The following is a 22,994-nucleotide window of genomic DNA, read 5'->3' as shown; positions in this document are numbered from 1 at the left end:
GGGGGTCGATGCGCGGCGCGCAAGCCTCAGCCGCGCTGATCGCGCATGTCGGGAAGCTGGATGTTGGCCACCTGCTCGGCGATCGGATCCACCGAAAGGGGATGCACATCGGCACCGTAATCGGCCGGGTTGCGCAGGGGCAGCCACTGTCCCCGGCTGTAGACCTCAAGGGCCCCGAAGCGGGCCTTGTAGCCCATCTTTGCGCTGCCGGGCACCCAGTAGCCGAGATAGACATAGGGCAGGTGCATCTCGGCGGCGATCCGCACATGATCGAGGATCACATAGGTGCCGAGTGAATCCCGGCTCAGCTCCGGTTCGAAGAAGGAATAGACCATCGACAGGCCGTCATCGAGGATGTCGGTCAGGCAGACCGCGCGGAGACGGCCTTCGGGCGGGGGCGTCGCGGTATTCCACAAGGCGCGAACGGACCGGCGTCTCCTCCACCATGGCGGCGAATTCGAAGATGTCCATGTCGGCCATGCCGCCGGTTGCATGGCGCCCGTCGAGATAGCGGCGGAACAGCGCGAACTGTTCCTCGGTCGCCCAGGGCGAGGTGGGACGGCGACGCAGACGGGCATTGCGGCGCAGCACCCGCGCCTGCGACCGGGAGGGCACGAAATCCGCCACCCGGATGCGTGCGGAATAGCAGGCCTGACAGTCGGCGCAGGAGGGGCGGTAGAGGACGTTCTGGCTGCGACGGAAGCCTTGCTTGGACAGCGCGTTGTTGAGCCGTTCCGCCCCTTCGCCCTGAAGGGCCGTGAACAGCTTGCGCTCCATCCGCCCCTCGAGATAGGGGCAGGGCTGGGGGGCCGTCACATAGAACTGCGGCGCAAGGGGAAGCGTGTGTCGCATCGGCCATCGGCAGGGAAGGGAAGGCGAACGCAGGCGATGCTAGCGCGCGTCCCCCCGACCGCCAAGAGTCGTTCGCTTCGTTCGGGCCGCGGGCCGTCCGTCAGGCCGGGCGATTGATGGCTGCCGTGCCCAGAAGCAGGTCCGTCAGGCCCTGCCCGCGTCCGAGCGCCACCATCAGCGCCACGGAAAGGAGCTGGAGCGGAAAGACGAGGACCGAGACCGTATAGCCGAAGGTGTGGAGAAAGGCCTGCAGGGGATCGAGCGGGGCCCCGTGTCGGTCGCGGATCGTGATGGCCATCAGCCGCATTCCCCAGGTGGCCGAGCCCGATGACAGCGTCGCCCAGCGATAGAGGAATCCCACCATCATCCACAGAAGCGGCCACCAGAACAGGGCCGTGAAGGCGGTGAAGGGCAGGGCCAGAAGACACAGAAGAAAGGTGATCGCGGCATCCACCAGCCAGGCGAGGCCGCGCTTGACCGTCACGCCGCGATAGAAGGCCGGCTCCCGCACCGGATCGGGCAGGCCGATGAGCGGTCTTGTGCCAGCCATCATGGCATCCTCCCTCGGCAGGACGGAGGCGCCCCGCCGTCCGGGCGGAGCGCAGGAACCTGTGCGGATATCGGGTATCTGGGAGGCCGCGCGGCCTCCGGCAACCGGCTCAGGCGTCCTGGGAGCCCTCGTCGGCGGGACGGATGTCCCGGGCTTCGCGGGCACGGCGGGCACGCTCTTCCATGAACTGGTCGAACTCGGCCTTGTCGCGCGCCTCGCGCAGGCGGCTCAGGAACTCCTCGAAGGCCCGCTGTTCCTCCTCGAGGCGGCGCAGCGTTTCAGCCTTGTAGGCATCGAAGGCGGCATTGCCCGAGGGGCGCAGCGCGGTGCGGGCATGGGCCCAGGCTTCGCTGCGGGCATGGCGGCGGCCGCAGCGCAGCCCGCGGGAGCCGTCAGGGGCGAGGGCGTGGCGGGAAGAGAACATGCGCTTGCTCCAGATCATGTAGGCGAGGATGGCGAGGCCGATCGGCCAGAAGAGGACGAAGCCGGCCACCATGGCGGCCAGCCAAGCCCATTTCCCGCGCTCGTCGAGCCAGTCCACGATCCGCAGGAACCAGACGGGTCCGGCGAAATCCCGCCGGTATTCGGCGGGGGCATGCAGGTCGGCGGTTGTCATCGGCGATGCCTCCTTGGGGCCAGTGGGAATGTGAATTGATTTCACATCGCGCATATCGGGACCGGAACGGCCCCCTTCAAGGGGTGATGTAAAAAACATTCACATGGCGATCGGAAATCGCCGCCCCGTCCCCTGCCGTCGCAGGAAGAGGCCGTTGACCTTCGCCTGTCCCGCTCCGCATGGTCGCGCCCGACATGACCCGCCTTCCGCCCTTTCGCCCCAGCCGCATGCCCCATGCGCAGGACCCCCGACGCGGGGAGGAGATCGCTGCGCGGTTCGGGGGGCTCGACCCCGACCGGGCCGCCCTGATCAGGGGGGCGGCGGGCTCCAGCCCCCATCTGGCCGGGCTGCTGGAGGGGGAAGGGGGCTGGGCGGTCGCGGCGCTCGATGCGCCGGGCGGAGCGCTCGAGGTGCTCCTGCATGCGGTGCGCGAGGCCCCGCCGGACCGGCTCGGCCCCGTGCTGCGGCAGGCGAAGCGGCGTCTGTCGCTGCTCGTGGCGCTGATGGACCTTGCCGGGGCCTGGCCGCTCGAGGCCGTCACGGGGGCGCTGACGCAACTGGCCGATCTGGCGGTGGACCGGACGATGCGGAGCTTCGTGGAGGCCGAGACCGCCCGCGGGCGCCTGCCACCCGTGGACGGGGCCGAGGCCGGCGGGATGGTCGCCCTTGCCATGGGCAAGATGGGCGCCTGCGAGCTCAACTATTCGAGCGACATCGACCTTGTGCTTCTCTTCGATGAGACGCGCTTCGAGCCCGGCGACCTTGCTGCGGCACGGGCCGGGTTCGTGCGTGTCGCCCGGGCGATGACGGCCCTGCTTCAGGACCGGACGGCGGACGGCTATGTCTTCCGCGTCGATCTGCGGCTGCGGCCGGATGCGGCCGTCACCCCGGTCTGCCTGCCGATGGGGGCCGCGGAAAGCTATTACGAGAGTGTCGGCCGGACCTGGGAGCGCGCCGCCTACATCAAGGCCCGGCCCTGCGCGGGCGACCGGCCCGCGGCAGAGCGCTTTCTTGCCGTCCTGCGGCCCTTCGTCTGGCGCCGCCATCTCGACTTCGCGGCGATCCAGGATGCCCATGACATCCGTCTGCGCATCCGCGATCACAAGGGCTATCACGGGCCGGTCGTTCTCGATGGCCACGATCTGAAGCTCGGGCGCGGGGGCATCCGGGAAATCGAGTTCTTCGTCCAGACCCGCCAGCTGATCGCCGGGGGACGCGATCCCTCGCTGCGGCTGCGCGGCACGCGCGAAGCCCTGGCGGCCCTCGTCGCGGCCGGATGGGTGCCGCAGGACGCGGCCGGGCGCCTCGATGCCCATTATGTCCGCCTGCGCGAGGTGGAACATCGCCTCCAGATGATCGCCGACCAGCAGACCCACAGGCTTCCCTCCACAGCCGAGGGATGGGGTCGGCTCTGCGGCCTCATGGGAGAGGAGGAGGACGCCCTGCGGCGCGACCTGCAGGAGCGTCTCGAGGAGGTCCATGACCTGACAGAGGGCTTCTCGCCCCGGCATCGCCCCCCGCCGAGGAGGACGACTGGGGCCGCGAGGTGACGGCGCGCTGGCCGGACTATCCGGCGCTGCGGTCGCAGCGGGCGGTCGGCATCTTCCGGCGCCTGCGGCCCGAGATCCTGCGCCGCCTGCGCGAGGCCGCCCGCCCCGACGAGGCGCTGACCAGCTTCGATGCCTTCCTCTCGGGGCTGCCGGCGGGCGTCCAGCTCTTCTCGCTGTTCGAGGCCAACCCCGATCTGCTGCGGCTGATGGTGGAGATTGCCGCCACCTCGCCCGCCCTGGCCCGCTATCTGTCGCGCAATGCGGGCGTGCTCGATGCCGTGATCGGGGGGGATTTCTTCGCGCCCTGGCCGGGGCAGCAACGCCTGGCCGAGTCGTTGGGGGCTGCCATGGCCGAGGCCGCGGATTACGAGGCGCAGCTGAACGCGGCACGGCGCTGGGCCAGGGAATGGTGGTTCCGCATCGGCGTCCATCACCTGCAGGGGCTCATCGATGCCGCAGAGGCGGGGCAGCACTATGCCGATCTGGCCGGTGCCGTGCTGGACCGGCTGTTCCCCGCCGTGACTGCGGAATTCGCACGCCGCCATGGCAGCGGTCCGGGATGGGGCGCGGTCGTGCTCGGCATGGGGTCGCTCGGCGCCGGACGGCTCAATGCGGCCTCCGATCTCGATCTCATCATGATCTACGAGGCCGGGGGAGAGCAGTCCGACGGACCCGCCCCCCTTGCGCCGCGGGCCTATTTCGCACGCCTGACGCAGGCCCTGCTGACCGCCTTGTCGGCACCGATGGCGGATGGGCGGCTCTATGCCGCGGACATGCGGCTGCGCCCCTCGGGGCGGCAGGGGCCGGTCGCCACCTCCTGGGCTTCCTTCGAAAGCTATCAGAGAACCGAGGCCTGGACCTGGGAACATCTGGCGCTGACCCGGGCGCGGGTCGTCGCCGGCGCGGGCGACTGGCAGAGGCTCGCCGATCGGGTGGAGCGCTTCCGGACCGATCTGGTCGCCGGCCGGCGCGGCGATCCGCGCATCCCCCCCGATGTCGCCGAGATGCGCGCCCGTCTGGCCGCCCATCAGGGGGGGGACGGCCCCTGGGATGCCAAGGCCGGTCCGGGGCGCCTGCGGGACATCGAGCTGTTCGCCCAGACTCTGGCCCTGCTGGCGGGATCTCCCCGGCGCGGGACGGCGGCGCAGATCGGGGACGGCCTTGCCGCAGGACTGATCGGCCCCTCCGAGGCCCAGCGCCTCACCGCGGCGGCCGATCTCTTCTGGCGGCTGCAGTCGGCGGGGCGGTTGCTCACCGAAGGGCGTCTCGATCCGGCCGCGGTCGGAGAGGGAGGGCGCCGGTTCCTGCTGCGCGAGACCGGCGCCGAGACCCTCGAAGACCTGGAACGACGGCTTGCCGCTGCGGCAGCCGATGCGGAGGCGATCATCTCGACACGGCTGGAGGCCATGCCCTGAGCGATTCCCACGATCCCAAGAACCTGGTGCGAGAGGCCTATCGCATCCCCGGCATCACCGAGGGCGAGTGCCGGTCGATCTTTCTCGACTGGGCGCTGTCGCTGCCTGCGGGGGCCGATCCGGCCCTCTCGGCCCGGGTCCTGCTCGAACGGTATGGCACGCCGGGCCATCCGATGACCGCTGTCCTGGAGGCGGCGCTGACCCCGCCGGACGGGGCACGCCGGCGGGGCGGCCGCAATGCCCGGATCCGGCCGGCAGAGCCGTGATGCCGCCGGCCCTTGACCCCGGCTGCCCGAGCGGCGACAGGCCCCGCCCATGATCCCCGAGGACCGCCTGAACGAGATTGCCGCCCGCTTTGCCTTTCTCGAGGAAAGGCTGCAGCAGCCGCAACCCCCCGCCGAACTGGCCGCGACCTCGCGCGAATGGTCGGCGCTGCGCCCTGTCGTGCAGGCGGCAGAGGCCTGGCGCGCCCTGAAGGCCGAGATCGCGGATGCCGAGGCCATGCTTGCCGATCCCGAGATGCGCCCCCTGGCCGAGGAGGAGCTGCCCGCCCTGCGCGACAGGCTTGCCGAGGCGGAGCAGCGGCTGCGGCTCGAGCTTCTGCCGAAGGACGCCGCCGATGCCCGCCCCGCGATGATCGAGATCCGCCCGGGCACCGGCGGAGAGGAGGCCGCCCTCTTCGCCGCCGATCTGGCGCGGATGTATGCCCGCTATGCCGAACGCCGCGGCTGGAGCTGGGAGGTGATCGAGGAACAGCCCACCGATCTGGGCGGCCTGAAGGAACTGGTCGCCCGCGTGGAGGGCGAGGGCGTCTTCGCACGCCTCAAATACGAATCGGGCGTGCATCGCATCCAGCGCGTGCCCGCGACCGAGGCCTCGGGCCGCATCCATACCAGTGCCGCCACGGTCGCCGTCCTGCCCGAGGCCGAAGAGGTGGACATCGCCATCGACCCCGCCGATCTGCGCATCGACACGATGCGGTCCTCGGGGGCCGGCGGTCAGCATGTGAACAAGACCGAATCGGCCGTGCGCATCACCCATCTGCCCACGGGGATCGTCGTCACCTCCTCGCTCAAGTCCCAGCACCAGAACCGCGATCTTGCCATGCGGGTTCTCCGCGCCCGCCTGTATGAAAGGGAGCGCGAACGGATCGAGGGGGCCCGCTCGGCCGACCGGCGGGCCATGGTGGGGACGGGCGACCGCTCCGAACGCATCCGCACCTACAACGTGCCGCAGGGGCGGCTGACCGATCATCGCATCGGTCTGACGCTCTACCGTCTGGACGCGATCCTCGAGGGCGACCTCGACGAGGTGATCGACGCGCTGGTGGCGGATGCGCAGGCGGCGGCGCTGGCCCGGATGGAGGGATGAGGCAGGCGCCGACAGCCGCAGGGATCCTTGCGCAGGGCGTGCAGGCCCTGCGCGAGGCCGGCATCCCCGATGCGGCGGCCGATGCCCGGCGGCTGCTTGCCCATGCTCTGGGCGTGGAGCCGGGCCGTCTGACGATCCGCCTGGCCGAGGGGATGTCTCCCGCGCAGTCGGCGGCCTTCGGTGCCTTGCTGGCCCGACGTATCCGGCGCGAGCCCGTGTCCCAGATCCTGGGCGAGAGGCTGTTCTGGGGCCGCTCCTTCCGCGTCACGCGCGACACGCTCGACCCCCGGCCCCGAGACCGAGACGCTTGTCGCCTGTGCGCTGGAAGAGCCCTTTGCGCGCCTGCTCGATCTGGGGACGGGGACGGGCTGTCTGCTTGTCACGCTGCTGGCCGAATGTCCGGAGGCGACCGGCATCGGGATCGACCTTTCGCCCGCGGCGTTGGCGGTTGCGGGGCAGAACGCGGCCCGGCATGGCGTCGCGGAGCGGGCGGATCTGCTCCTTTCGGACTGGTACGAGGCCGTCTCGGGAGAGTTCGACCTGATCCTGTCCAACCCCCCCTACATTCCCGCGGCCGAGCTGGATCGCCTCGAGCCCGAAGTCCGTGACTGGGAGCCGCATCTGGCCCTGACCGACGGGGGGGACGGCCTTGCCGCCTATCGGGCAGTCCTTGGTGGAGCAAGGCCGCATCTGCGGTCCGGCGGCCGTGTCGCTGTCGAGGTGGGGGCAGGGCAGGCGCCCGCCGTCCTCGCGATCGGACAGGCGGCAGGTCTGACGCCGCTGGGAACGCGGCCGGATCTGCACGGACGGGCGCGGGTCTGCGTCTTTCGTGCCGCGTGACGGGCCGGAAACGCCCTTCTGCAGGCCCGGGCGTCCTTTTGGCCTTGCGAAGGGCCTGCATGCGTGCTTAGAGACCCCCGACGGACGGGAACGGCGCCGGGGTGCTTCCCCGGTGATCGGCAGGGACCGTCCGCAAATCGCCCTGCACCCCAGACCGACCTTCGGGGCTCCTCCGGCCCCCTGCGGTCCGGCAGGTGGGCGGGCCGGGCGATCCCGGCGCAGACGACACATTCCCCTTCGGAAGCGGACATGCGATCCTCCAAGCAGCGGCAGCGCAACAAGCAGAACCGCCAGAACCGTCCTTCGGGCGGCAACATCATCAACCGGGTCTTCGAAAGCTCCGGCCCCGAGGGGAAGGTGCGCGGCACGCCCCAGCAGATCATCGAGAAATACGTCCAGCTCCATCGCGATGCCCAGCTCGCGGGGGACCGGGTGGGGGCCGAGAATTTCGCCCAGCACGCAGAGCATTACACGCGCATGCTGGCCGAGGCGATGCGCGAGGTGGAACGCGCCCGCGAGGAGCAGGAACAGCTCCACCGCGAACGTCAGGCCGAGCGCGAGCGCCAGTTCGAGCAGAGCCGCGAACGCCAGCAGGCCGAGCGCGAGATGCGCGAGATGCGCGAAGGCCGTGACCCGCGCGAGCAGCCCCGCGAGCAGCCCCGCGAGGATCGCCGCGATGGCGGATTCGCCCGCGATCGCGCGGATCGGCGCCCCCGCCAGTCCGAGGAGATGCAGCCCTCCGGTCCCGGCTTTTTGCGCGAGCCGTTGTTTCCCGTCCTCGTGGCCGAGCCCGAGGACGACATGATCCCGCCCTCGGCGGCCCCGGCCGGGACGCCGCAGGAGGAGGATGCAATCTCCGACAAGGCCCCCGCCGCCGGGCCTGCCGAATCCCCCTGACCCATCCCCTGCCGATGACGACGCTGCAGCCGGGACGGCAGAGCAGGAGGGCTCCGCAGCGCCGCAGGCCCCGGCGCGCCGTCCGCGCCGTCCGCGCATGCCCAAGGCGGCATCGGCCCCCGCAGGGGAGGAGGCGGCGCCTTCGGCCCCGTCCGAGGGCGGAGAGCGCAGCAGCCGCGGCCGCCGCCCGCGCAAGCCCCGCGCATCCCGGGACGAGGCGAAGCCGGACGCGGCCGGCTGAGCGGCCCGCGCATCCTTCGGCCTATCGATCCCGTTCCTGGTCCGCCGCCTCGCCGTCGAGGCTGCGGGCCAGGGCACAGAAGGCTTCGAGCCCCACCTGCTCGGCCCGCTCGGTCGGCGGGATGCCGGCCGCGGCCAGATGGGCCTCGATGTCCGGCGACAGGCCTCTGAGGCTCGATCGCAGCATCTTGCGTCGCTGGCCGAAGGCGGCGGCCGTGACCCTCTCCAGCGTCGCGGCACGGGCGGGAAAGCGCGGTCGGGGCAGCGCCTCCAGATGGACCACCGCAGACGAGACCTTGGGCGGCGGCACGAAGGCCTGGGGCGGCAGCTCGAGCACGATGCGCGGTGCGGTCCGCCACTGCGCGAGGATCGCCAGGCGGCCATAGGCCTCATCGCCGGGCCTGGCCACGATCCGATGGGCCACTTCCTTCTGGAACATGAGCGTCAGCGTGCTCCAGAAGGGCGGCCACAGGGAGGGCGTGAGCCAGCGGATCAGGAGTTCGGTTCCGACATTGTAGGGCAGGTTCGCCACGATCCGCACCGGCGGGGTCAGATGGGCCGCAGGATCGATCTCCAGCGCATCGCCCTGCACCACGGTCAGCCGCCCCGGATAGCGTTCGGCGATCCGGGCCAGGGCAGGCAGGCAGCGCGCGTCCTTCTCCACCGCCACGACATGGCGCGCCCCTTCCAGCAGCAGCCCGCGCGTCAGCCCCCCCGGTCCGGGGCCGATCTCGAGGACATCCGTCCCCGTCAGATCGCCGGCCGCCCGGGCGATCCGCGCCGTCAGGTTGAGGTCGAGGATGAAGTTCTGCCCCAGGGCCTTGCGCGCCGAAAGCCCATGTTCGGCGATCACCTCCCGCAAGGGCGGCAGTCCGTCTAGCGTCGCCACGGAACGCCCCTCCGCCGGGCCAGATCGGCGGCCAGCCGCAGCGCCGCGATCATCGAGGAGGGGTCTGCCACGCCCCGGCCCGCCAGGCCGAAGGCCGTCCCGTGATCGGGCGAAGTGCGCAGGAAGGGCAGCCCCAGCGTGACATTGACCCCGCCCGCAAAGTCGAGCGTCTTGGCCGGGATCAGGGCCTGATCGTGATACATGCAGACGGCCAGGTCATAGCCCGCCCGTGCCTCGGGATGGAACATCGTGTCGGCCGGAAGCGGCCCGGCAAGATCCAGCCCCTCGGCGCGCAGGGCCTCGATCGCGGGGGCGATGATCTCGATCTCCTCGCGCCCCATGCGTCCGTCCTCGCCGGCATGCGGGTTGAGCCCGGCCACGGCGATCCGCGGCGCCTCCAGCCCCCAGTCCTCGCGCAGCGCCGCATGGACAAGGCGCAGGAGGCGGGTCAGCCGCCCGGCGGTGATCAGGCGCGGCACATCGGCCAGGGGGAACATGGATCGTCGCCGGCACCACGCGCAGCAGGGGCGAGGCGATCATCATCGCCACCTCGGCCCCCCCGGCAAGATGGGCCAGGAACTCGGTATGGCCGGGAAAGGCGAAGCCTGCCCCCCGCGCCAGTGCCGCCTTGGCGATGGGTGCGGTGCAAAGAGCGGAGGCCCGGCCTGCGCGCAGCAGCGCCACCCCCTCTTCGATCGCCGCGATCACATGGGGGGCATGGGCCGGATCGGGACAGCCGGGCCGGGCCGGCGGGCCGAAGTCGCGGCGCAGGACAGGCAGCGCCCGCGGGGCGATGCGGGCTGCCTCCTCCGGGGCGGCCTCTGCCCAGGGCGTGCCGGGCGGCAGATGGCGGGGGTCCCCGATCCACAGGACGGGCAGGCGCGTCGCGGCCCAGGCCTTGGCGGCCACCTCCGGTCCGATGCCGGCCGGCTCCCCGCAGGAGACGGCGATCGGAAGCGCGGTCATCACTCTCCCACGATGGTGGCGGCGGCACGCAGCTCGGCCAGCAGCGCATCGGCATATTGCTGAAGCCGCTCGCCCCGGATCGCGCCGGCCACCGTGTCGCGGTCGGGCACGCCTTCGGGCAGCGGGAAATGGCGGGCGCAGAGCATGACGAAGAGCAGGGTCTGCCCCCCGTCGGCCGTCAGGCCCCAGCTGGCCTCGCCGGGGTCGAGCGCGGCCAGCGCCAGGGCGATGTCCTGAGGGATCTCCGACGGCGTCTGCTCCAGGCGCAGGAGCTGGTCTGCCGGAAGGCGATAGCCATAGAGATCGTCGCAGCGGTCCGCTTCGGCATCGATCCGTGCCGCCCGGGCGAGGGCGGGAGCGGTCAGCCCGCCGGGGATCCGCAGGATCGCGTAATCGAGCGAGTCCGGTTGCGCTTCGGGGACGGTCCCCTCGCGGATGTCGCGGAGCTGGAGCAGCGCGACTGCCCCCGTCAGGGTCAGCGGCGGCGTCACCTCGCCCGGCGCCAGCGAGAGCAGCAGGCCCTGGAGGGCAGGGGGGTAGTTGGACAGCGGCACCCAGTCCAGCCGCCCTCCCCTCTCTCGCGAGGGGACGGCGGAATACTGGCGTGCGGCGGCCTCGAAGGCGGCGATGGATGGGGTGCGCGCGATCTCCTCGGCGACGGCCTGCACGGCGGCGGCCTGTTCGGGCGGGGCCGGGATGATGATCTCGGACAGCAGGACCTCGATCCCGGCCTGCCGGACCTGCTCCTGCGCGAGGCGTCGGTCGATCTCCTCCTCCGAGGCGGGGTCGATGCGACTGCCGTAGCGGGCGCGGATATAGTCGCGCCAGAGCGTGCTGATCTCGACATAATCCGTCAGTGTCCGGCGGTCGATGCCGCTGCGGGCCAGTTCGGCGAAGAGCTCTTCCGCGCTCAGCCCGGCGCGGGCGGCAAAGTCCTCGATCGCCCGGGCCCGCCCCTCTTCGGTCAGAGAGACTCCGGCCCGTTCGAGTTCCTGCTGTCTCAGGCGATCGTCCACAAGCTGCCGGCGTGCGAGGGTGGGCAGATCCCCCGGCGTGCCGAAGAAGCGCAGCAGGCGCTCCCTCTGGTCCAGTTCCCAGCCTGTCACCGCACGGTCGTTGACGACGATGACGGGAGAGAAATCCTGCGCCGGCAGCATCTGGCCCGCCAGCATGACGGCTGCACAGACCATGCCGCCGAGGATGCGCCCGAGACCCCTGACCATGCCCGTCCTTCCTCCTCAGTTCCGGCAGGTGCCGGCCCTTGCGCCCGGTGCCCCGGCCCGGAAACCGAGCAGATTCACCGCCACCCCGAAATCCGTTGACGGCCCCTGACTGCTCGATTCGGTGTAGCGGCGCGTCGCGGAAAGGTCCACCTCGACGCATTCGTTGCGCCAGACGATGCCGGCACTGGCGCGGGCGGGGGCCTCGGCCACGAGGTCATAGCGCCCCCCCGCGCGCAACGCCCAGCGGTCCGAGGGGCGCCATTCCCCGTCGATGGTCCATTCGGCGGCGGCGTCGGTCCGGTCTTCGTCCGCATCGGCGGGCAGATGGACATAGGCGGCCGACAGGGTCACCCTGTTGCCGGCCCAGTCGATCCGGGCCTCGCTCTTGCCGAAGTTCCAGTCCTCCAGAAGGCTGCGTGCGGTCAGGGCAAAGCCGTCGGCCAGGTCCAGTCGGGCCTCGGCCAGGGTAGCGGATGTCACGCCTGACAGGCCCGAGGCGTCCGAGGCGGACAGCGGCAGATCGCGGAGGATGCGTCCGATCACGGCCGTTGCGGCATAGCCTCCCGCTTCGCGCGTCCAGGCCAGGCCATAGGACAGGCGGGCGCCTTCCTCCAGGCGGTCCTCGCCGGGCAGCCGGCGCAGCGCATGAAGGTTCCCGCCGTCCAGTCCGGCCAGACGCGAATCCTCGTCCGGGGGATCGTCTCCCCAGGCGCCGGTTGCGCCGAAGGACAGGATGGGTTGCAGCAGATCCGAGATGCTGCCCGCGTGCCGCGCCAGCGGAAGGCGCAGCGTCACCGCCCCCGCCGGCGCGGTCCGCAGGATCGGATCGGGATGGGCGGGGTCGTCCGCGATGCGCCAGACATCCAGGTCGATCCGGGCCTGTCCCTCGATCAGCAGGCCGGGACCGAAGATACGCCCGGCGCGCCAGTCCGCGAAGGCGCCGAGGCGCAGCCCGTCGCGTGCGCTCTCTGTCGTGCCCTCGGCCGTCCGCAGATGGCCGTCCGCGCCGATCCCGGCGGTCAGGAAGCCGCCACCCAGCGTCCAGCGTCGGCTGTCTTCGAGATGGCCCAGCACCGGTGGCAGGGAACCGGTCGTCTCTCCCTCCCGGAAGGAGCGGATGAAGCTCAGCTCTCCGGTCAGCAGTGCCGGGCCGGTCGCCCGCTCGATCCGCAGGGAGGAGGCCAGCCTGTCGGCATCCGACCAGCCATAGTCGATCAGATAGGCCTCGTCGCTGACGGTGGTGAGGTCGAAGGACAGCGTCACCCCCGCGCCCGGCCGGAATTCCCCCTCGGCCTGGAGGAACCCCCGCGTCTCTTCCACGTCCAGATCGTCCGCGGTGACGGCCCCGCGCAGCGTCAGATCGCCGGCGAGGAAAGCCTGACGGTAGCGCGCCTCGAGCGTGCGGGTGGCCGGTGCCAGATAGGGGGTGAGGGTGATATCCCGCGACGGACCAAGCGGAATGAAGAGAGGCATGCGCAGGCCGGGGCCGAGCCGGTCCGTGGTGCGCAGCGAGGGCATCAGGAGGCCCGCAGCCCGCGGATTTTCCGGATCCGGCAGACGCAGGCGCGGCAGCCACAGGATGGGGACGCCGCGGATGAGGAAGGTCGCATCGTCGAAATGCAGCAGCCCTGCGGCCTCGTCATGGACGACGCGGGTTGCGGTGATCTCCCACAGGGGTCGGCGTCCGGGGCAGACCTGGCAGGAACTGGCGGCGGCCCCCGTCATCGCCGTGAGTCCGCCCAGCCGGTCGATCCGGTTGGCAGCGATCTGGAGCTGGCGGCTCAGGACCAGCCGCGCCCCGCGCAGCAGTCCGTCCTCGAGCCGGGGATCGAGTTCGGCCCGCTCGGCCGTCAGGATCGCGCCGGAGGGATCGCGGATGAGGATCGGTCCCTCGATGGTCAGACGGTCGGTCGCCGGGTCATAGGCGATGACGGCCGCAGAAAGGATCGTGCCTTCGTGGAAGGCCTGGACATTCCCCTGCGCCACGAGCCGGCCTTCGGCATCGATGAACAGCCGGTCGGCCATCAGCGATGCCTGTTGCGCCCGGGCTGCCGCAGCCAGCAGGAGCAGGCCGAAGAGCGTGGCGAGAAGACGCCTCATCCTTCCTCCAGATGCAGCAGGACACCGAGGGCGCACAGGATCGCGGCGATGGGCGGGGCCCAGGCGGCCAGGGCAGGCGGCACCTGTCCGGTCTCGCCCAGAACCTGCGCAAAGTTGCGCAGCATCTGCGCCGCAAAGCCGGTCAGCACGGCGGCGAGGACCAGCGTCCCCATCCGCCGTCCCCGCTGCGGCTGCATCGTGAAAGTCGCCGCCAGCAAGATCATGGCGACCAGGAAGAAGGGCAGGGCCATCTCCATCTGCAGATAGACGACATGCCGGCGCGTCGTGAATCCCGCCGCCTCCAGCCTCTCGATGAAGCGCGGCAGCTCCCAGATCGAGATCTGCGACGGCTCGCCCAGACTGTCGCGGATCTCGCCGGCGGTCAGCGTGGCGGGGCGTTCCAGCACCGCATGGGTCGTTGCGTCGGCCTCCGGGTTCGGGGCAGCAAGCCTCCAGGCCTTCGCGTCGGACAGGATCCAGTGCCCGGTCTCGAGCCGGGCATCCCGCGCCTCGATCCGCTCCACCGGGCGGCCTGCGGGATCGAGGGACAGGAAGGTGACCCCGCCAAGCCGCGTGCCGTCCGCACTGGCGGTGGCGGCGCGGATCACGGTCGGCCCCGCCTCTCCGCCCTGACGGAGCCAGACCCCCCCCTCTGCGAGGGCGAGGACCGGGTCGCGCCCTTCGATCCGGCGTTCGCGGGCTTCGTATTCGGCGGTGGTGGCCGCAACGATCGGGTTCAGCACGGCGATGGCGATCAGACCGAAGACGAGCGTGACCGCAACGGGGCCGAGGAGGGCGCGCAGCGCCGAACGGCCGGCGGCCCGGACGACGATCAGCTCCGAGGAGCGCCCGAGCCCCAGGAACAGCGCCACCCCTGCCAGGATCGTGATCAGGGGCAGGATCTCGTAGAGGCCGCGCGGGACATTGAGCAGCGTCAGCTGGAGGATCGGCCCCAGGCCATCCGCCTCGCGCGAATGCCGCCGGATCTGCTCGACAAGGTCGATCAGCGACAGGATCAGGAAGAAGGCCAGCATCGTCAGCCCGAGGCTGCGGGCGAAGCGCCGGGCAAGATAGCGGTCGAGGATCATGCCGCGGCCCCCCCGGTGTCGCCTCGGGGCGGGCGGCTCTTCCGGGTCCGGCGGCCGCGCTGCCGTCGCGGCACTGTCGCCTGCCACAGAAGGCCGGCGGCCACGGCCAGCCCTCCTGCCGTCGGCACGAAGACCAGTGGCCAATGCGCTGCCGGATCGGCCCGTGCCGCCTGCACCATCGAGGCCTCGACGGCCTTCACGGCGACGGCCAGGGCGACGGCCAGGGCGATCTGCGGCCACAGCCCGAGGCGGCTGAATTCTCCCTGCAGCATGGCGGCCAGCGCGATCAGCACGGCAACCGGCGGCAGGGCCGTTTCGGCGAACCGCTCCAGCGCCTCGATCCGCAGACGTGCTGCATCGGCCTGCGTGCTGCGGAGCGTTTCGGCATCCGGGAACAGCAGGGCGACCGTGGGCAGGGAACGCAGGTCGCGCCGCCCGCTCTCACCCCCGCCCAGAAGCGGGGCCAGATCATAGGCAAGATCGTCGAAGGTCGTCACGAGCAGGCGACCGGACGCATCCAGACGCTGGATCTGCCCGTCCACCATGACAAGCTGCGGCCCCGAAGGGACACGCACCAGATACGCTTCGGCGGCGGTATAGGTGGTCGGTTGTGCGGCGTTGCGGCGATCTTCGAGAAGCAGGCCCCGGAATTCGCCCTGCGCCGTGACCTCGGCGACATAGATCGTCACGCCATCGGCGGCCGAGGCGAATTCGCCCTCGCGCAGCAGGCGGGCCGTGGCTGTCTCGGCGATCTCCGCCTCGCGCGAGGCAAGGCGCTGCGCGGCGGCCGGCTCCAGCCGATGGGCCAGGATCCCCACCGTCACCCCGACCAGAAGGCCGAAGGCGAGGACGGGCCGGGCCAGGCGCCAGGGCGACATGCCGCTGGCCCGCATCACGGTCAGTTCCGAATCCCCGGCCAGACGGTTGACGGTGATCAACACCGCGACATAGGCCGCAAGAGGCAGGACCAGCTTGACGATGGCCGGCAGCGACAGCGCCGTGAATTCGAGGAACACCCAGGCCGTCTGCCCGTCCGCGATGAGACTGTCGAACAGCATCACGGCCCGGTTGATCCAGTAGATCATCACCAGCACAAGCGCCGCGAACCCGAACACGATCAAGAGTTGCGACAGGATGTAACGGTCGATCCGTCCCAAGCGTGCCCCCGCTCCGCCCCTGGCAAGGGGTAGCGCGGATCGCGGCCGGGTTGAACCGCGATCTGGCGGGCAAGGGGGGGACCGGCTAGGAACGGCCGGACATCGCCGAACAACCGCAGGACTTCCGCCATGACCGAGCCGCTCCGCCCCGCTTTCCAGCCCCTTGATTCCCTTTCCCTGGCCGGGGCGGAGGGACGCATCGCGATCTTCGCGGAACCGGAGGGGCGGCTTCAGGACGGCGCGCGCGGCCTGCCGCGGGCGGTCCGTCAGGTGCTGGGGCGCCTCCTGGCCTCGTCCGGCTGGGCGAAGCTGAAGCCCGGCGAGGCGATGCATCTGGCCTTTCCGGCCGGTCTTGCCGCCGAGGGCCTGATTGTGGTCAAGCTGCCGCGCCGCCCCTCGCGCAAGGAAGCCCGGGCCGCCGGTGCGGCGATCGCCAAGCTGCGGGGCGAAGGGCCGCTGACGGTGGCTGCCGGATCCCTGCCCCTGGCCGAGGACATGGCGCTGGGGCTGATCCTGCGGGCCTATGACTTTGCCGAGCACAGGACCGCGCCGTCCCCCCGGCCGGCGGCCGGTCCGGTGACGATCCTCTGCCGCGATCCCGAAGGGGTGGCGGTGCGGCTCGAAAGCCTTGCCGCCCTGGCCGAAGGGGTCTTCCTGGCCCGCGATCTCGTGAACGAACCCGCCAACATCCTCACCACGACCGAATTCGCCCGCCGCCTGGAAGGGATGCGCAGCCTCGGCCTCGAGGTGGAGGTGCTCGGGGAGGAGGATCTGGCCCGTCTCGGGATGCGGTTGCTGCTGGCCGTGGGGCAGGGGTCCGACAGCCCGTCCCGGGCCGTCGTCCTGCGCTGGCAGGGCGGGGGGGAGGAGCCGCCCCTTGCCCTTGTCGGCAAGGGGGTGGTGTTCGACACCGGCGGCATCTCCATGAAGCCCGCAGCGGGCATGGAGGAGATGACGATGGACATGGGCGGCGCCGCGGTCGTGGCGGGGGTGATGCACACGCTGGCGCGCCGCCGCGCGAAGGCGAATGTCGTGGGTCTTGTCGGTCTTGTGGAGAACATGCCCTCCGGCTCTGCCACCCGGCCCGGCGATGTCGTCCGGTCGATGAAGGGCGACACGGTGGAAATCATCAATACCGATGCCGAAGGACGCCTCGTGCTGGCCGATCTGCTGTGGCATGCACAGGACCGGTATCGGCCGCGGGCGATCGTCAACCTCGCCACGCTCACGGGGGCGATCATCGTCGCGCTCGGGCATGAGAATGCGGGCGTCTTCTCGAATGACGACGATCTGGCCGGGGCGCTGCTGCGCGCCGCGCAGGAGGAGGGAGAGGGCGCCTGGCGGATGCCGATGGGCGAGGCCTATGATGCCCTCCTCAAGAGCGACCTGGCCGACATGAAGAATGTCGGCGGCCGCGAAGGGGGGGCGATCACCGCGGCCCAGTTCCTGCGGCGCTTCGTGCAGGACGGCATGCCCTGGTGCCATCTCGACATCGCCGGGGTGACGCGGCTGAAGCAGGAGACGGCCCTTGCGCCCAAGGGGGCGACCGGCTGGGGGGTGATGACGCTCGACCGCCTTGTGCGTGACCGCTTCGAAACCCGCGGCTGACCGGGATCTGCCCGTCCATGGCCGAGGCGGTGTTCTATCAGCTCATGGGTGCCGCGCCGGAGACGGTTCTGCCCCAGCTTCTCGATCGTGTGCTGGCCCAGGGCTGGCGCGTGGAGCTGCGGGGCCCCGATCGGGCCCGGATGGAGCGGATCGATCTGCGGCTCTGGGGCCCGGGAGAGGATTTCCGTCCCCACGGCCTGATGGGGGGAGAGCATGATGCCCGCCAGCCCGTCCTGCTGACCTGGGGCAGCGGGACGGGGGCCGGGACTGTCTCGTGGCGCTGGACGGCGCGCCCGTGACGCTGGACGAGGTGAGGGCCGCCCATCGCGTCTGCATCCTGTTCGATGGCGGTGACGAGGCGGCCCTTGGCGCGGCGCGGCGCCTGTGGCGCTCTCTCGCGTCTGCGGGTCTTCCCGCGCGCTATTTCGAACGCGCCAACGCCGGCTGGACGCTCAGGGCGCAGAGCCCCCGCTGACGGACCCGAGCCAGCGCGCCTCATGCGCCTCGATGGCGGCGATGCGGGCCTCGGTCTTCGGATGGGTCAGCAGCCAGGCCGGCGGCTGCGCCCCGCGCAGGCCCGACAGGGCGCCCAGCTTGCGCAGCAGCGACTTGAGCGGCCCCGCACCATAGCCGGCCTTCATCAGAAGGGCAGCGGCGTATTCGTCGGCCTCGTATTCCGCCTTCCGGGACAGACCCGCCGCCACCAGCCCCATGAGCCATTGCGCCAGCAGGGGGCCGAGGCCAGGGATGATGCGGCCGAGCACCATGCCCAGCCCCATGGCCGCCGCATTCTGCCCCGTGAAGTCGATCAGCCGGCGCCGCGTGTGGCCCAGCGCGACATGGCCGATCTCATGGGCGATCGCCGCTGTCAGCTCCTCGGCCGTCACCTGGCCGGCGCGATAGCGATCCAGGAAGCCGCGGGTGACGAAGATCCGCCCGTCATGAAGCGCAAGCGCATTGACCATGGGCACGTCATAGAGATGAACCCGGATCGCCCCCAGATCGAGCGCCGCCGCGAGCCGCGCGAGGGCCGGGCGCAGCGAGGGCTCCAGCAGCTCGGCCGACCGCTCGTCGAGTTCGCGCGCCGTGCGCCGTGCAGCCAGCCGCGCATGGATCACCGCTGCCGCGATCATCAGCAGGAAGGGCAGGAGCTTGAGCATGACGCCCCCGATATGGGGACGGTGGCGATGGAGCTCAAGCCATCACGAGACGCTGGAGCAGAATCGACAGGAACAGGCCGGCCAGCCCCATGATGATCGCCCAGACGGCGGCCCATTGCAGCAGGTCCGGGACCTTGCCGCCGCGGCGGCGCGCGGCCAGCGCCCCGTAGAGGGCTCCGAAGACGATGCCGACAAGGGGAAAGATCATCCGGCCATGCTCCGTGCCATTCGCCAGGGATTGAGGGCCTGCACCTCGCGCAGGCGGGCGTCGACCGCCTCCCCGCGGCCGAACCCGTAGCGCGCCCAGGCAAGGCCGTCCAGTCTCAGCGCGGCGGCTTCCTCGCCCCGGCCCATGGCCTCGAGTGCCTCCGCCCGCAGCAGGAGCAGCGTCGCCAGAAGCGCCGCATTGCCATGCGCCTCGGCTGTCGGGATCGCCTCGCCGGTCAGGAACAGGACGCGGTCCGGATCGCCGGCGGCCAGGGCATAGGCTGCCAGCTGCATCTCCGCATGGGCGCGATGGATCGCCGTCAGGGGCGATCGCCGGAAATGTTCGCGCGCCGCGGCAAAGGCCGCCTGCGCCGCGGCAGGGTCCCGGGCGGCCCGGCTGCGCCCCAGCGCATAATGCGCGAGGCCCTCGCGCCGGTCGATGTCGTCATCCGGGCGGGCCATGGCAGTGCGGCCGGCGTCGGGCCGCCCGTCCTGCTCGCCCTGCGGGTTGAGGCGCGCCAGGAGATCCGGCAGGCGTGCGGCGGCCTCCTGCCGGGTGATCCCCACGGGCAGCGCATGGATGACCCGCAGCACCAGCATGTCAAAGCCGGTCAGTGTCGAATGCATGTTGTCGTCGTTGAAGACCGAATCGGGCAGGCGGGACAGGTCGTTCAGGGGGCCGAGGGCCTGGGCCAGCTCCTCGTGCAGGCAGTCGCGGATCTCCTGCGGCGCGGCATCCGCGGGGACGAAGACCGCCGCGCGCCGCCGCGTCGTGATGCCTTCCCAGTCGAGCAGGGGACTGCCGCGCAGGCGCAGGAACTCGGCGAAGGAGGTCGCATTCGGCACGACGAAGCAGGCGGCCTGCGGGGCCGCCAGGGCGAGCGACGCCTTCGGCACGGCCTCGATGACGATGGCCGCTTCCGGTCCGTCCGCTCCGGTTCCGGCCAGGGCCACATCGAGGCCGGCCTCCACGCGCAACCGCCTCAGCAGGGCGTCCAGATCCGGCATCAGGCTGGGGGGGGCGGGGCCGGCCACGGTCAGGCGGACCGGCCCCTCGAAGCGGCCGAGGCGGGAAAGCGGGCGCCCGCTCTCGAGTGCGAAGGCGAGATCGAGGATATCCCCGACCATCTCGGCATTGGGGCGCAGGGGGGGATCGGCGCGGCCCGGCCCCGGCCGGTGCATCAGCGAAAGCCCGGTGCTCTCCGGCAGGGCGCGGGTTGCGGGGGGCACGGCCGGATCGGGCGCAAGGGCGCCCAGCAACAGGGCCGCCAGAAGCAGCCGGAGCGGGCTCATCGCTGCGGGCCGTTCGGGGGGCGGCCTTGCCTCATGGTCGTGCCGTCCGGCATGGGCCTGCCTGTGCGTCGCGTGATGCCGGCGCGAATCTCCGGCCTGAATGGGGCGAAGACGCGGATCGAATGAGGCATGATGAAGGCAACATGACGGCATCGGCCGGTTGCCCGGGGCGGCGTGGTTCTTCCGCTACGCTCTGCCCGCGCGGGCCGGGACGGAATCCGCCACGACAAGGGCTTGGACAAGGGCTTGCAGGGCGGCGGTCCGGTCTGCGGGCGGCAGCGGCGGCCGCGACGCGCAAGGATGTTGCATTCTGCGCGTGACAGACTCCCTGGCTGGCGATAAGGAGCCCGCAAGAACAGTGAGGTTGCCGGGCGACGGGCGCCTGCGGTGCCCCAGCCCGGGCGGGACAAGGGAACCATCATGAAAGCCGAGATTTTCCTGCCGGACGACTACCGCCCCGCCGAGGACGAACCTTTCATGAACGAGCGGCAGCTCGAGTATTTCCGCCGCAAACTTCTTGCCTGGAAGGCCGAGATCCTGGCCGAATCGATGCAGACCATCGAGGGCATGAAGGACAGCACCCGCAACATCCCCGATCTTGCCGACCGGGCCAGCGAGGAGACGGACCGCGCCATCGAATTGCGCACCCGCGACCGCCAGCGCAAGCTGATCGCCAAGATCGACGCCGCGCTGCGCCGCATCGAGGATGGGGAATACGGCTATTGCGAGATCACCGGAGAGCCGATCAGCCTCAAGCGTCTCGATGCCCGCCCCATCGCCACCATGACGCTCGAGGCGCAGGAACGCCACGAACGCCGCGAGAAGGTGCATCGCGACGACTGACATCCTCATCGTCGGGGGCGGGATCGCGGGGCTGGCGACTGCGCTGGCCTTCGCGCGCCGGGGCTTCTCCCCGCTGCTTCTCGAACAGCATGATACGGTGGCCGAGATCGGCGCCGGGATCCAGATCACGCCCAACGGCATGGCTGTCCTGCGGGCGCTGGGCCTGGGCGAGGCGGCCGCGGCGGCAGGGCTGGCGGGCCAGGCGCTGGAGGTGTGCGATGCCCTCTCCGGACGCTGTGCCGCGCGCTTTCCGCTTCCTGGCGGGGGGAACTGGCTGTTCCTGCATCGCGCGGCCCTGATCGCGCTGCTTTATCGGGCCGCGTGCGGGGCAGGGGTCGCGATCCGCACGGCGGCCCGGGTCGAGCGGCTGGAGGGCGGCAAGGCGGTGCTGACCGGCGGCGAACGGATCGGGGCCGGGCTGATCCTTGGCGCCGACGGGCTGCATTCCGTGGTGCGCCGTCATCTTGTCGGGGGAAGCGATCCCTTCTTCACCGGGCAGGTCGCCTGGCGGGCGCTGCTGCCGGCCCTGCAGGATCCCGCCCCGCCGATGCCGGCGGCGCGGATCTGGATGGCCCCCGGCCGCCATGTCGTGACCTATCCGCTGCGGGACGGGCGCGTGAATCTTGTGGCGGTGCGGGCCCAATCCGCCTGGAGCGACGACGGCTGGCACCACCGCGACGATCCCGAAGTGCTGCGCCGGGCCTTTGCCGATCTCTGCCCGGAACTCCGGGCCCTGCTCGACCGCGTGACCGAGGTCGGCCGCTGGGGGCTCTTCCGCCATCCGGTGCCTCTGCGCTGGCACGATGCCCGGACGGCGATCCTGGGGGATGCGGCCCATCCCACGCTGCCCTTCCTGGCTCAGGGGGCGAATCTCGCGCTCGAGGATGCCTGGGTCCTGGCGCGTGAGGTGGCGCGGGGCGGCCGCCTCGACGAAGCCCTGGCCCGCTATCAGGCCCAGCGGCGCCCGCGGGTCGAACGGGCCATCGCCGCGGCGAATGCCAATGCACGCCACTATCACCTGTCGGGACTGCCGCGGCGGGCCGCCCTGGCGGGGCTGTCGCTGGCGGGGCGCATCGCGCCGGCGGCCTTCATGAACCGCTATCGCTGGCTGCACGATCTCGATGTCACTCGCGGCGGCTGAGGGCCGGGGATTCGCCGCCGTCCATCCGGGGCGATGCTCGCGCCCCCGGATGCCGGGAGGGCTGCGCCGGTCGTTGCGTCTGGCCCGGTCCTCTTCCGACAGGCTGTCGCGGATCGGCGGTCAGGCGTCCAGCTGCACCCAGACCGGGACATGATCCGAGGGCCGCTCGCCCCCCCGCATCTCGCGTTCGACCCAGGCATCGGTCAGCAGGTCGGCGGCCTGCGGCGTCAGCAGGTGGTGATCGATGCGGATGCCGTCGTCGCGTTCCCAGGCCCCGCGCTGGAAATCCCAGAAGGTATAGTGTCCGCCATCGGGATGCCTCAGACGGATCGCGTCATAGAGGCCCAGATGCTCCAGCCGCCGGAAGGCGGCGCGCGAATCGGGCAGGAACAGGGCATCCTGCGCCCAGGCTTCGGGTCGGCGGGCATCCTGGGGTGTGGGGATGACATTGTAGTCCCCCGCCAGCACGGCCGGCCTCTCGCTGGCCAGGATCGCACGCGCACGGGCCCGCAAGCGTTCCATCCAGGCGAGCTTGTAGTCGTATTTCGGCCCCGGCGCCGGGTTGCCGTTGGGCAGATAGAGACAGGCCACCCGCACGGGGCGCGTGCCGGTCACGGTCGCCTCGATCCATCGGGCCTGTCCGTCCGCCTCGTCGCCGGGCAGACCCCGCATCACGTCCGAGACCGGAAGCCGCGACAGGATCGCCACGCCGTTGAACCCCTTCTGCCCGTGTGTGTGGATCTCGTAGCCCAGGGCCGCGATGGCCTCGCGCGGGAAGCCGTCGTCCTGCGTCTTGATCTCCTGCAGCAGGGCGATGTCCGGTGCCCGGTCGCGCAGCCAGTCCGTCACCGGGCCGAGCCGCGCGCGGATCCCGTTGACGTTCCATGTCGCGATCCGCATCACCGCCCTCCTTCCGGCTGCCGCTCCGGCCCATCCTTGACCGGCCCATCCTTGGCCGAAGGCCGGCCCGAAGGCCAGAGGCGGCCGG

General features: G+C 71.3%; 19 protein-coding genes and 4 pseudogenes. 10 read left to right on the top strand and 13 right to left on the bottom strand.

Going from position 1 to position 22,994, the window contains the following annotated elements:
* Positions 1 to 26 precede the first annotated feature (26 nt).
* The 3 genes and pseudogenes from RUTHE_RS07480 to RUTHE_RS07470 all read right to left on the bottom strand — a co-directional run bounded on the left by RUTHE_RS07480 (position 27) and on the right by RUTHE_RS07470 (position 2,018).
* A pseudogene (locus RUTHE_RS07480) lies at positions 27 to 852 on the bottom strand (arginyltransferase).
* A 100-nt stretch (positions 853 to 952) separates the two neighbouring features.
* The gene (locus RUTHE_RS07475) at positions 953 to 1,405 is read right to left on the bottom strand and encodes an RDD family protein (protein WP_021097743.1); all 453 of its coding nucleotides are present in this window, start codon (positions 1,403 to 1,405) and stop codon (positions 953 to 955) included.
* A gap of 106 nt (positions 1,406 to 1,511) precedes the next feature.
* Positions 1,512 to 2,018: a DUF2852 domain-containing protein gene (locus tag RUTHE_RS07470; protein ID WP_021097742.1), complete on the bottom strand. Its 507-nt coding sequence runs from the start codon at positions 2,016 to 2,018 to the stop codon at positions 1,512 to 1,514.
* Positions 2,019 to 2,212: 194 nt separating this feature from the next.
* Between RUTHE_RS07470 and RUTHE_RS07465 the strand changes: the two are divergent.
* The 5 genes and pseudogenes from RUTHE_RS07465 (at position 2,213) to RUTHE_RS07445 (ending at position 8,091) form a co-directional block, all read left to right on the top strand.
* Positions 2,213 to 4,983, top strand: a pseudogene (locus RUTHE_RS07465) ([protein-PII] uridylyltransferase family protein).
* Between the two features lie 26 nt (positions 4,984 to 5,009).
* Positions 5,010 to 5,249 (top strand): hypothetical protein, encoded by a 240-nt coding sequence (locus tag RUTHE_RS07460; RefSeq protein WP_021097739.1) that lies wholly within the window; start codon positions 5,010 to 5,012, stop codon positions 5,247 to 5,249.
* A gap of 49 nt (positions 5,250 to 5,298) precedes the next feature.
* Entirely contained in the window at positions 5,299 to 6,354 is a 1,056-nt protein-coding gene (gene prfA / locus RUTHE_RS07455; protein ID WP_021097738.1) for a peptide chain release factor 1, read from the top strand.
* Positions 6,351 to 7,194, top strand: a pseudogene (gene prmC / locus RUTHE_RS07450) (peptide chain release factor N(5)-glutamine methyltransferase). The gene prfA and the pseudogene prmC overlap by 4 nt, the downstream one beginning before the upstream one ends.
* A gap of 249 nt (positions 7,195 to 7,443) precedes the next feature.
* Positions 7,444 to 8,091, top strand: coding sequence for a DUF4167 domain-containing protein (locus tag RUTHE_RS07445; RefSeq protein ID WP_021097736.1), 648 nt, complete (start codon positions 7,444 to 7,446; stop codon positions 8,089 to 8,091).
* Positions 8,092 to 8,353: 262 nt separating this feature from the next.
* Here the strand turns inward: RUTHE_RS07445 and rsmA are convergent, their stop codons facing one another.
* From rsmA to lptF, 6 genes and pseudogenes are all read right to left on the bottom strand, one after another.
* Positions 8,354 to 9,220, bottom strand: a complete 867-nt coding sequence (gene rsmA / locus RUTHE_RS07440; RefSeq protein WP_021097735.1) for a 16S rRNA (adenine(1518)-N(6)/adenine(1519)-N(6))-dimethyltransferase RsmA — start codon at positions 9,218 to 9,220, stop codon at positions 8,354 to 8,356.
* A pseudogene (gene pdxA, locus RUTHE_RS07435) lies at positions 9,208 to 10,186 on the bottom strand (4-hydroxythreonine-4-phosphate dehydrogenase PdxA). The gene rsmA and the pseudogene pdxA overlap by 13 nt, the downstream one beginning before the upstream one ends.
* Positions 10,186 to 11,409 (bottom strand): peptidylprolyl isomerase, encoded by a 1,224-nt coding sequence (locus RUTHE_RS07430; RefSeq protein WP_021097733.1) that lies wholly within the window; start codon positions 11,407 to 11,409, stop codon positions 10,186 to 10,188. The pseudogene pdxA and the gene RUTHE_RS07430 overlap by 1 nt, the downstream one beginning before the upstream one ends.
* 15 nt (positions 11,410 to 11,424) lie before the next feature.
* Positions 11,425 to 13,509: an LPS-assembly protein LptD gene (locus RUTHE_RS07425; RefSeq protein WP_021097732.1), complete on the bottom strand. Its 2,085-nt coding sequence runs from the start codon at positions 13,507 to 13,509 to the stop codon at positions 11,425 to 11,427.
* Positions 13,506 to 14,597, bottom strand: coding sequence for an LPS export ABC transporter permease LptG (gene lptG, locus RUTHE_RS07420; RefSeq protein WP_021097731.1), 1,092 nt, complete (start codon positions 14,595 to 14,597; stop codon positions 13,506 to 13,508). Before lptG ends, RUTHE_RS07425 begins: the two co-directional genes overlap by 4 nt.
* Positions 14,594 to 15,754, bottom strand: coding sequence for an LPS export ABC transporter permease LptF (gene lptF / locus RUTHE_RS07415; RefSeq protein WP_021097730.1), 1,161 nt, complete (start codon positions 15,752 to 15,754; stop codon positions 14,594 to 14,596). Before lptF ends, lptG begins: the two co-directional genes overlap by 4 nt.
* Positions 15,755 to 15,883: 129 nt before the next feature.
* Here lptF and RUTHE_RS07410 point away from each other — a divergent pair, with 129 nt between their 5' ends.
* From RUTHE_RS07410 to RUTHE_RS18240, 3 genes are read left to right on the top strand one after another with little or no spacing between them, the layout of a single operon-like run.
* Positions 15,884 to 17,362, top strand: a complete 1,479-nt coding sequence (locus RUTHE_RS07410; RefSeq protein WP_021097729.1) for a leucyl aminopeptidase — start codon at positions 15,884 to 15,886, stop codon at positions 17,360 to 17,362.
* Positions 17,363 to 17,379: 17 nt separating this feature from the next.
* Positions 17,380 to 17,661, top strand: a complete 282-nt coding sequence (locus tag RUTHE_RS18245) for a DNA polymerase III subunit chi (RefSeq protein WP_021097728.1) — start codon at positions 17,380 to 17,382, stop codon at positions 17,659 to 17,661.
* A complete protein-coding gene (locus tag RUTHE_RS18240) occupies positions 17,658 to 17,837 on the top strand; it encodes a hypothetical protein (RefSeq protein ID WP_342662214.1) in 180 nt (59 codons plus the stop codon). The genes RUTHE_RS18245 and RUTHE_RS18240 overlap by 4 nt, the downstream gene beginning before the upstream one ends.
* Here RUTHE_RS18240 and RUTHE_RS07400 read toward each other — a convergent pair.
* From RUTHE_RS07400 to RUTHE_RS07395, 3 genes are read right to left on the bottom strand one after another with little or no spacing between them, the layout of a single operon-like run.
* Complete coding sequence (locus RUTHE_RS07400; protein ID WP_021097726.1) at positions 17,815 to 18,522, bottom strand: M48 family metallopeptidase; 708 nt, start codon at positions 18,520 to 18,522, stop codon at positions 17,815 to 17,817. The two genes, RUTHE_RS18240 and RUTHE_RS07400, sit on opposite strands and share 23 nt — an antisense overlap.
* Before the next feature lie 34 nt (positions 18,523 to 18,556).
* On the bottom strand, positions 18,557 to 18,730 hold the full coding sequence (locus RUTHE_RS16795; protein ID WP_021097725.1) for a hypothetical protein: 174 nt from the start codon (positions 18,728 to 18,730) through the stop codon (positions 18,557 to 18,559).
* Positions 18,727 to 20,022: a DUF2927 domain-containing protein gene (locus RUTHE_RS07395; RefSeq protein ID WP_021097724.1), complete on the bottom strand. Its 1,296-nt coding sequence runs from the start codon at positions 20,020 to 20,022 to the stop codon at positions 18,727 to 18,729. Before RUTHE_RS07395 ends, RUTHE_RS16795 begins: the two co-directional genes overlap by 4 nt.
* A gap of 420 nt (positions 20,023 to 20,442) precedes the next feature.
* Between RUTHE_RS07395 and dksA the strand changes: the two genes are divergently transcribed.
* Positions 20,443 to 20,865 carry an RNA polymerase-binding protein DksA gene (gene dksA / locus RUTHE_RS07390; RefSeq protein ID WP_021097723.1) on the top strand — a complete coding sequence of 141 codons (423 nt, stop codon included), beginning with the start codon at positions 20,443 to 20,445 and terminating at the stop codon, positions 20,863 to 20,865.
* On the top strand, positions 20,852 to 22,006 hold the full coding sequence (locus RUTHE_RS07385; RefSeq protein WP_342662221.1) for an FAD-dependent oxidoreductase: 1,155 nt from the start codon (positions 20,852 to 20,854) through the stop codon (positions 22,004 to 22,006). Before dksA ends, RUTHE_RS07385 begins: the two co-directional genes overlap by 14 nt.
* A 120-nt stretch (positions 22,007 to 22,126) precedes the next feature.
* Here the strand turns inward: RUTHE_RS07385 and xth are convergent, their stop codons facing one another.
* Complete coding sequence (gene xth, locus RUTHE_RS07380; RefSeq protein ID WP_021097721.1) at positions 22,127 to 22,906, bottom strand: exodeoxyribonuclease III; 780 nt, start codon at positions 22,904 to 22,906, stop codon at positions 22,127 to 22,129.
* Between the last annotated feature and the right edge of the window lie 88 nt (positions 22,907 to 22,994).

It is taken from the genome of Rubellimicrobium thermophilum DSM 16684 (assembly GCF_000442315.1).
Lineage (GTDB): Bacteria > Pseudomonadota > Alphaproteobacteria > Rhodobacterales > Rhodobacteraceae > Rubellimicrobium > Rubellimicrobium thermophilum.
This window is presented reverse-complemented; position numbering and strand designations above follow the sequence as displayed.

Bases quoted from the DNA above. Each gene is read 5' to 3' on its own strand.
- RUTHE_RS18245 (WP_021097728.1), top strand. From the start codon at position 17,380: ATGGCCGAGGCGGTGTTCTATCAGCTCATGGGTGCCGCGCCGGAGACG.
- RUTHE_RS07470 (WP_021097742.1), bottom strand. From the start codon at position 2,018: ATGACAACCGCCGACCTGCATGCCCCCGCCGAATACCGGCGGGATTTC.
- xth (WP_021097721.1), bottom strand. From the start codon at position 22,906: ATGCGGATCGCGACATGGAACGTCAACGGGATCCGCGCGCGGCTCGGC.
- dksA (WP_021097723.1), top strand. From the start codon at position 20,443: ATGAAAGCCGAGATTTTCCTGCCGGACGACTACCGCCCCGCCGAGGAC.
- RUTHE_RS07430 (WP_021097733.1), bottom strand. From the start codon at position 11,409: ATGGTCAGGGGTCTCGGGCGCATCCTCGGCGGCATGGTCTGTGCAGCC.
- prfA (WP_021097738.1), top strand. From the start codon at position 5,299: ATGATCCCCGAGGACCGCCTGAACGAGATTGCCGCCCGCTTTGCCTTT.
- RUTHE_RS07425 (WP_021097732.1), bottom strand. From the start codon at position 13,509: ATGAGGCGTCTTCTCGCCACGCTCTTCGGCCTGCTCCTGCTGGCTGCG.
- RUTHE_RS07400 (WP_021097726.1), bottom strand. From the start codon at position 18,522: ATGCTCAAGCTCCTGCCCTTCCTGCTGATGATCGCGGCAGCGGTGATC.
- RUTHE_RS07445 (WP_021097736.1), top strand. From the start codon at position 7,444: ATGCGATCCTCCAAGCAGCGGCAGCGCAACAAGCAGAACCGCCAGAAC.
- lptG (WP_021097731.1), bottom strand. From the start codon at position 14,597: ATGATCCTCGACCGCTATCTTGCCCGGCGCTTCGCCCGCAGCCTCGGG.
- RUTHE_RS16795 (WP_021097725.1), bottom strand. From the start codon at position 18,730: ATGATCTTTCCCCTTGTCGGCATCGTCTTCGGAGCCCTCTACGGGGCG.
- RUTHE_RS07395 (WP_021097724.1), bottom strand. From the start codon at position 20,022: ATGAGCCCGCTCCGGCTGCTTCTGGCGGCCCTGTTGCTGGGCGCCCTT.
- RUTHE_RS07475 (WP_021097743.1), bottom strand. From the start codon at position 1,405: ATGATGGCTGGCACAAGACCGCTCATCGGCCTGCCCGATCCGGTGCGG.
- RUTHE_RS07410 (WP_021097729.1), top strand. From the start codon at position 15,884: ATGACCGAGCCGCTCCGCCCCGCTTTCCAGCCCCTTGATTCCCTTTCC.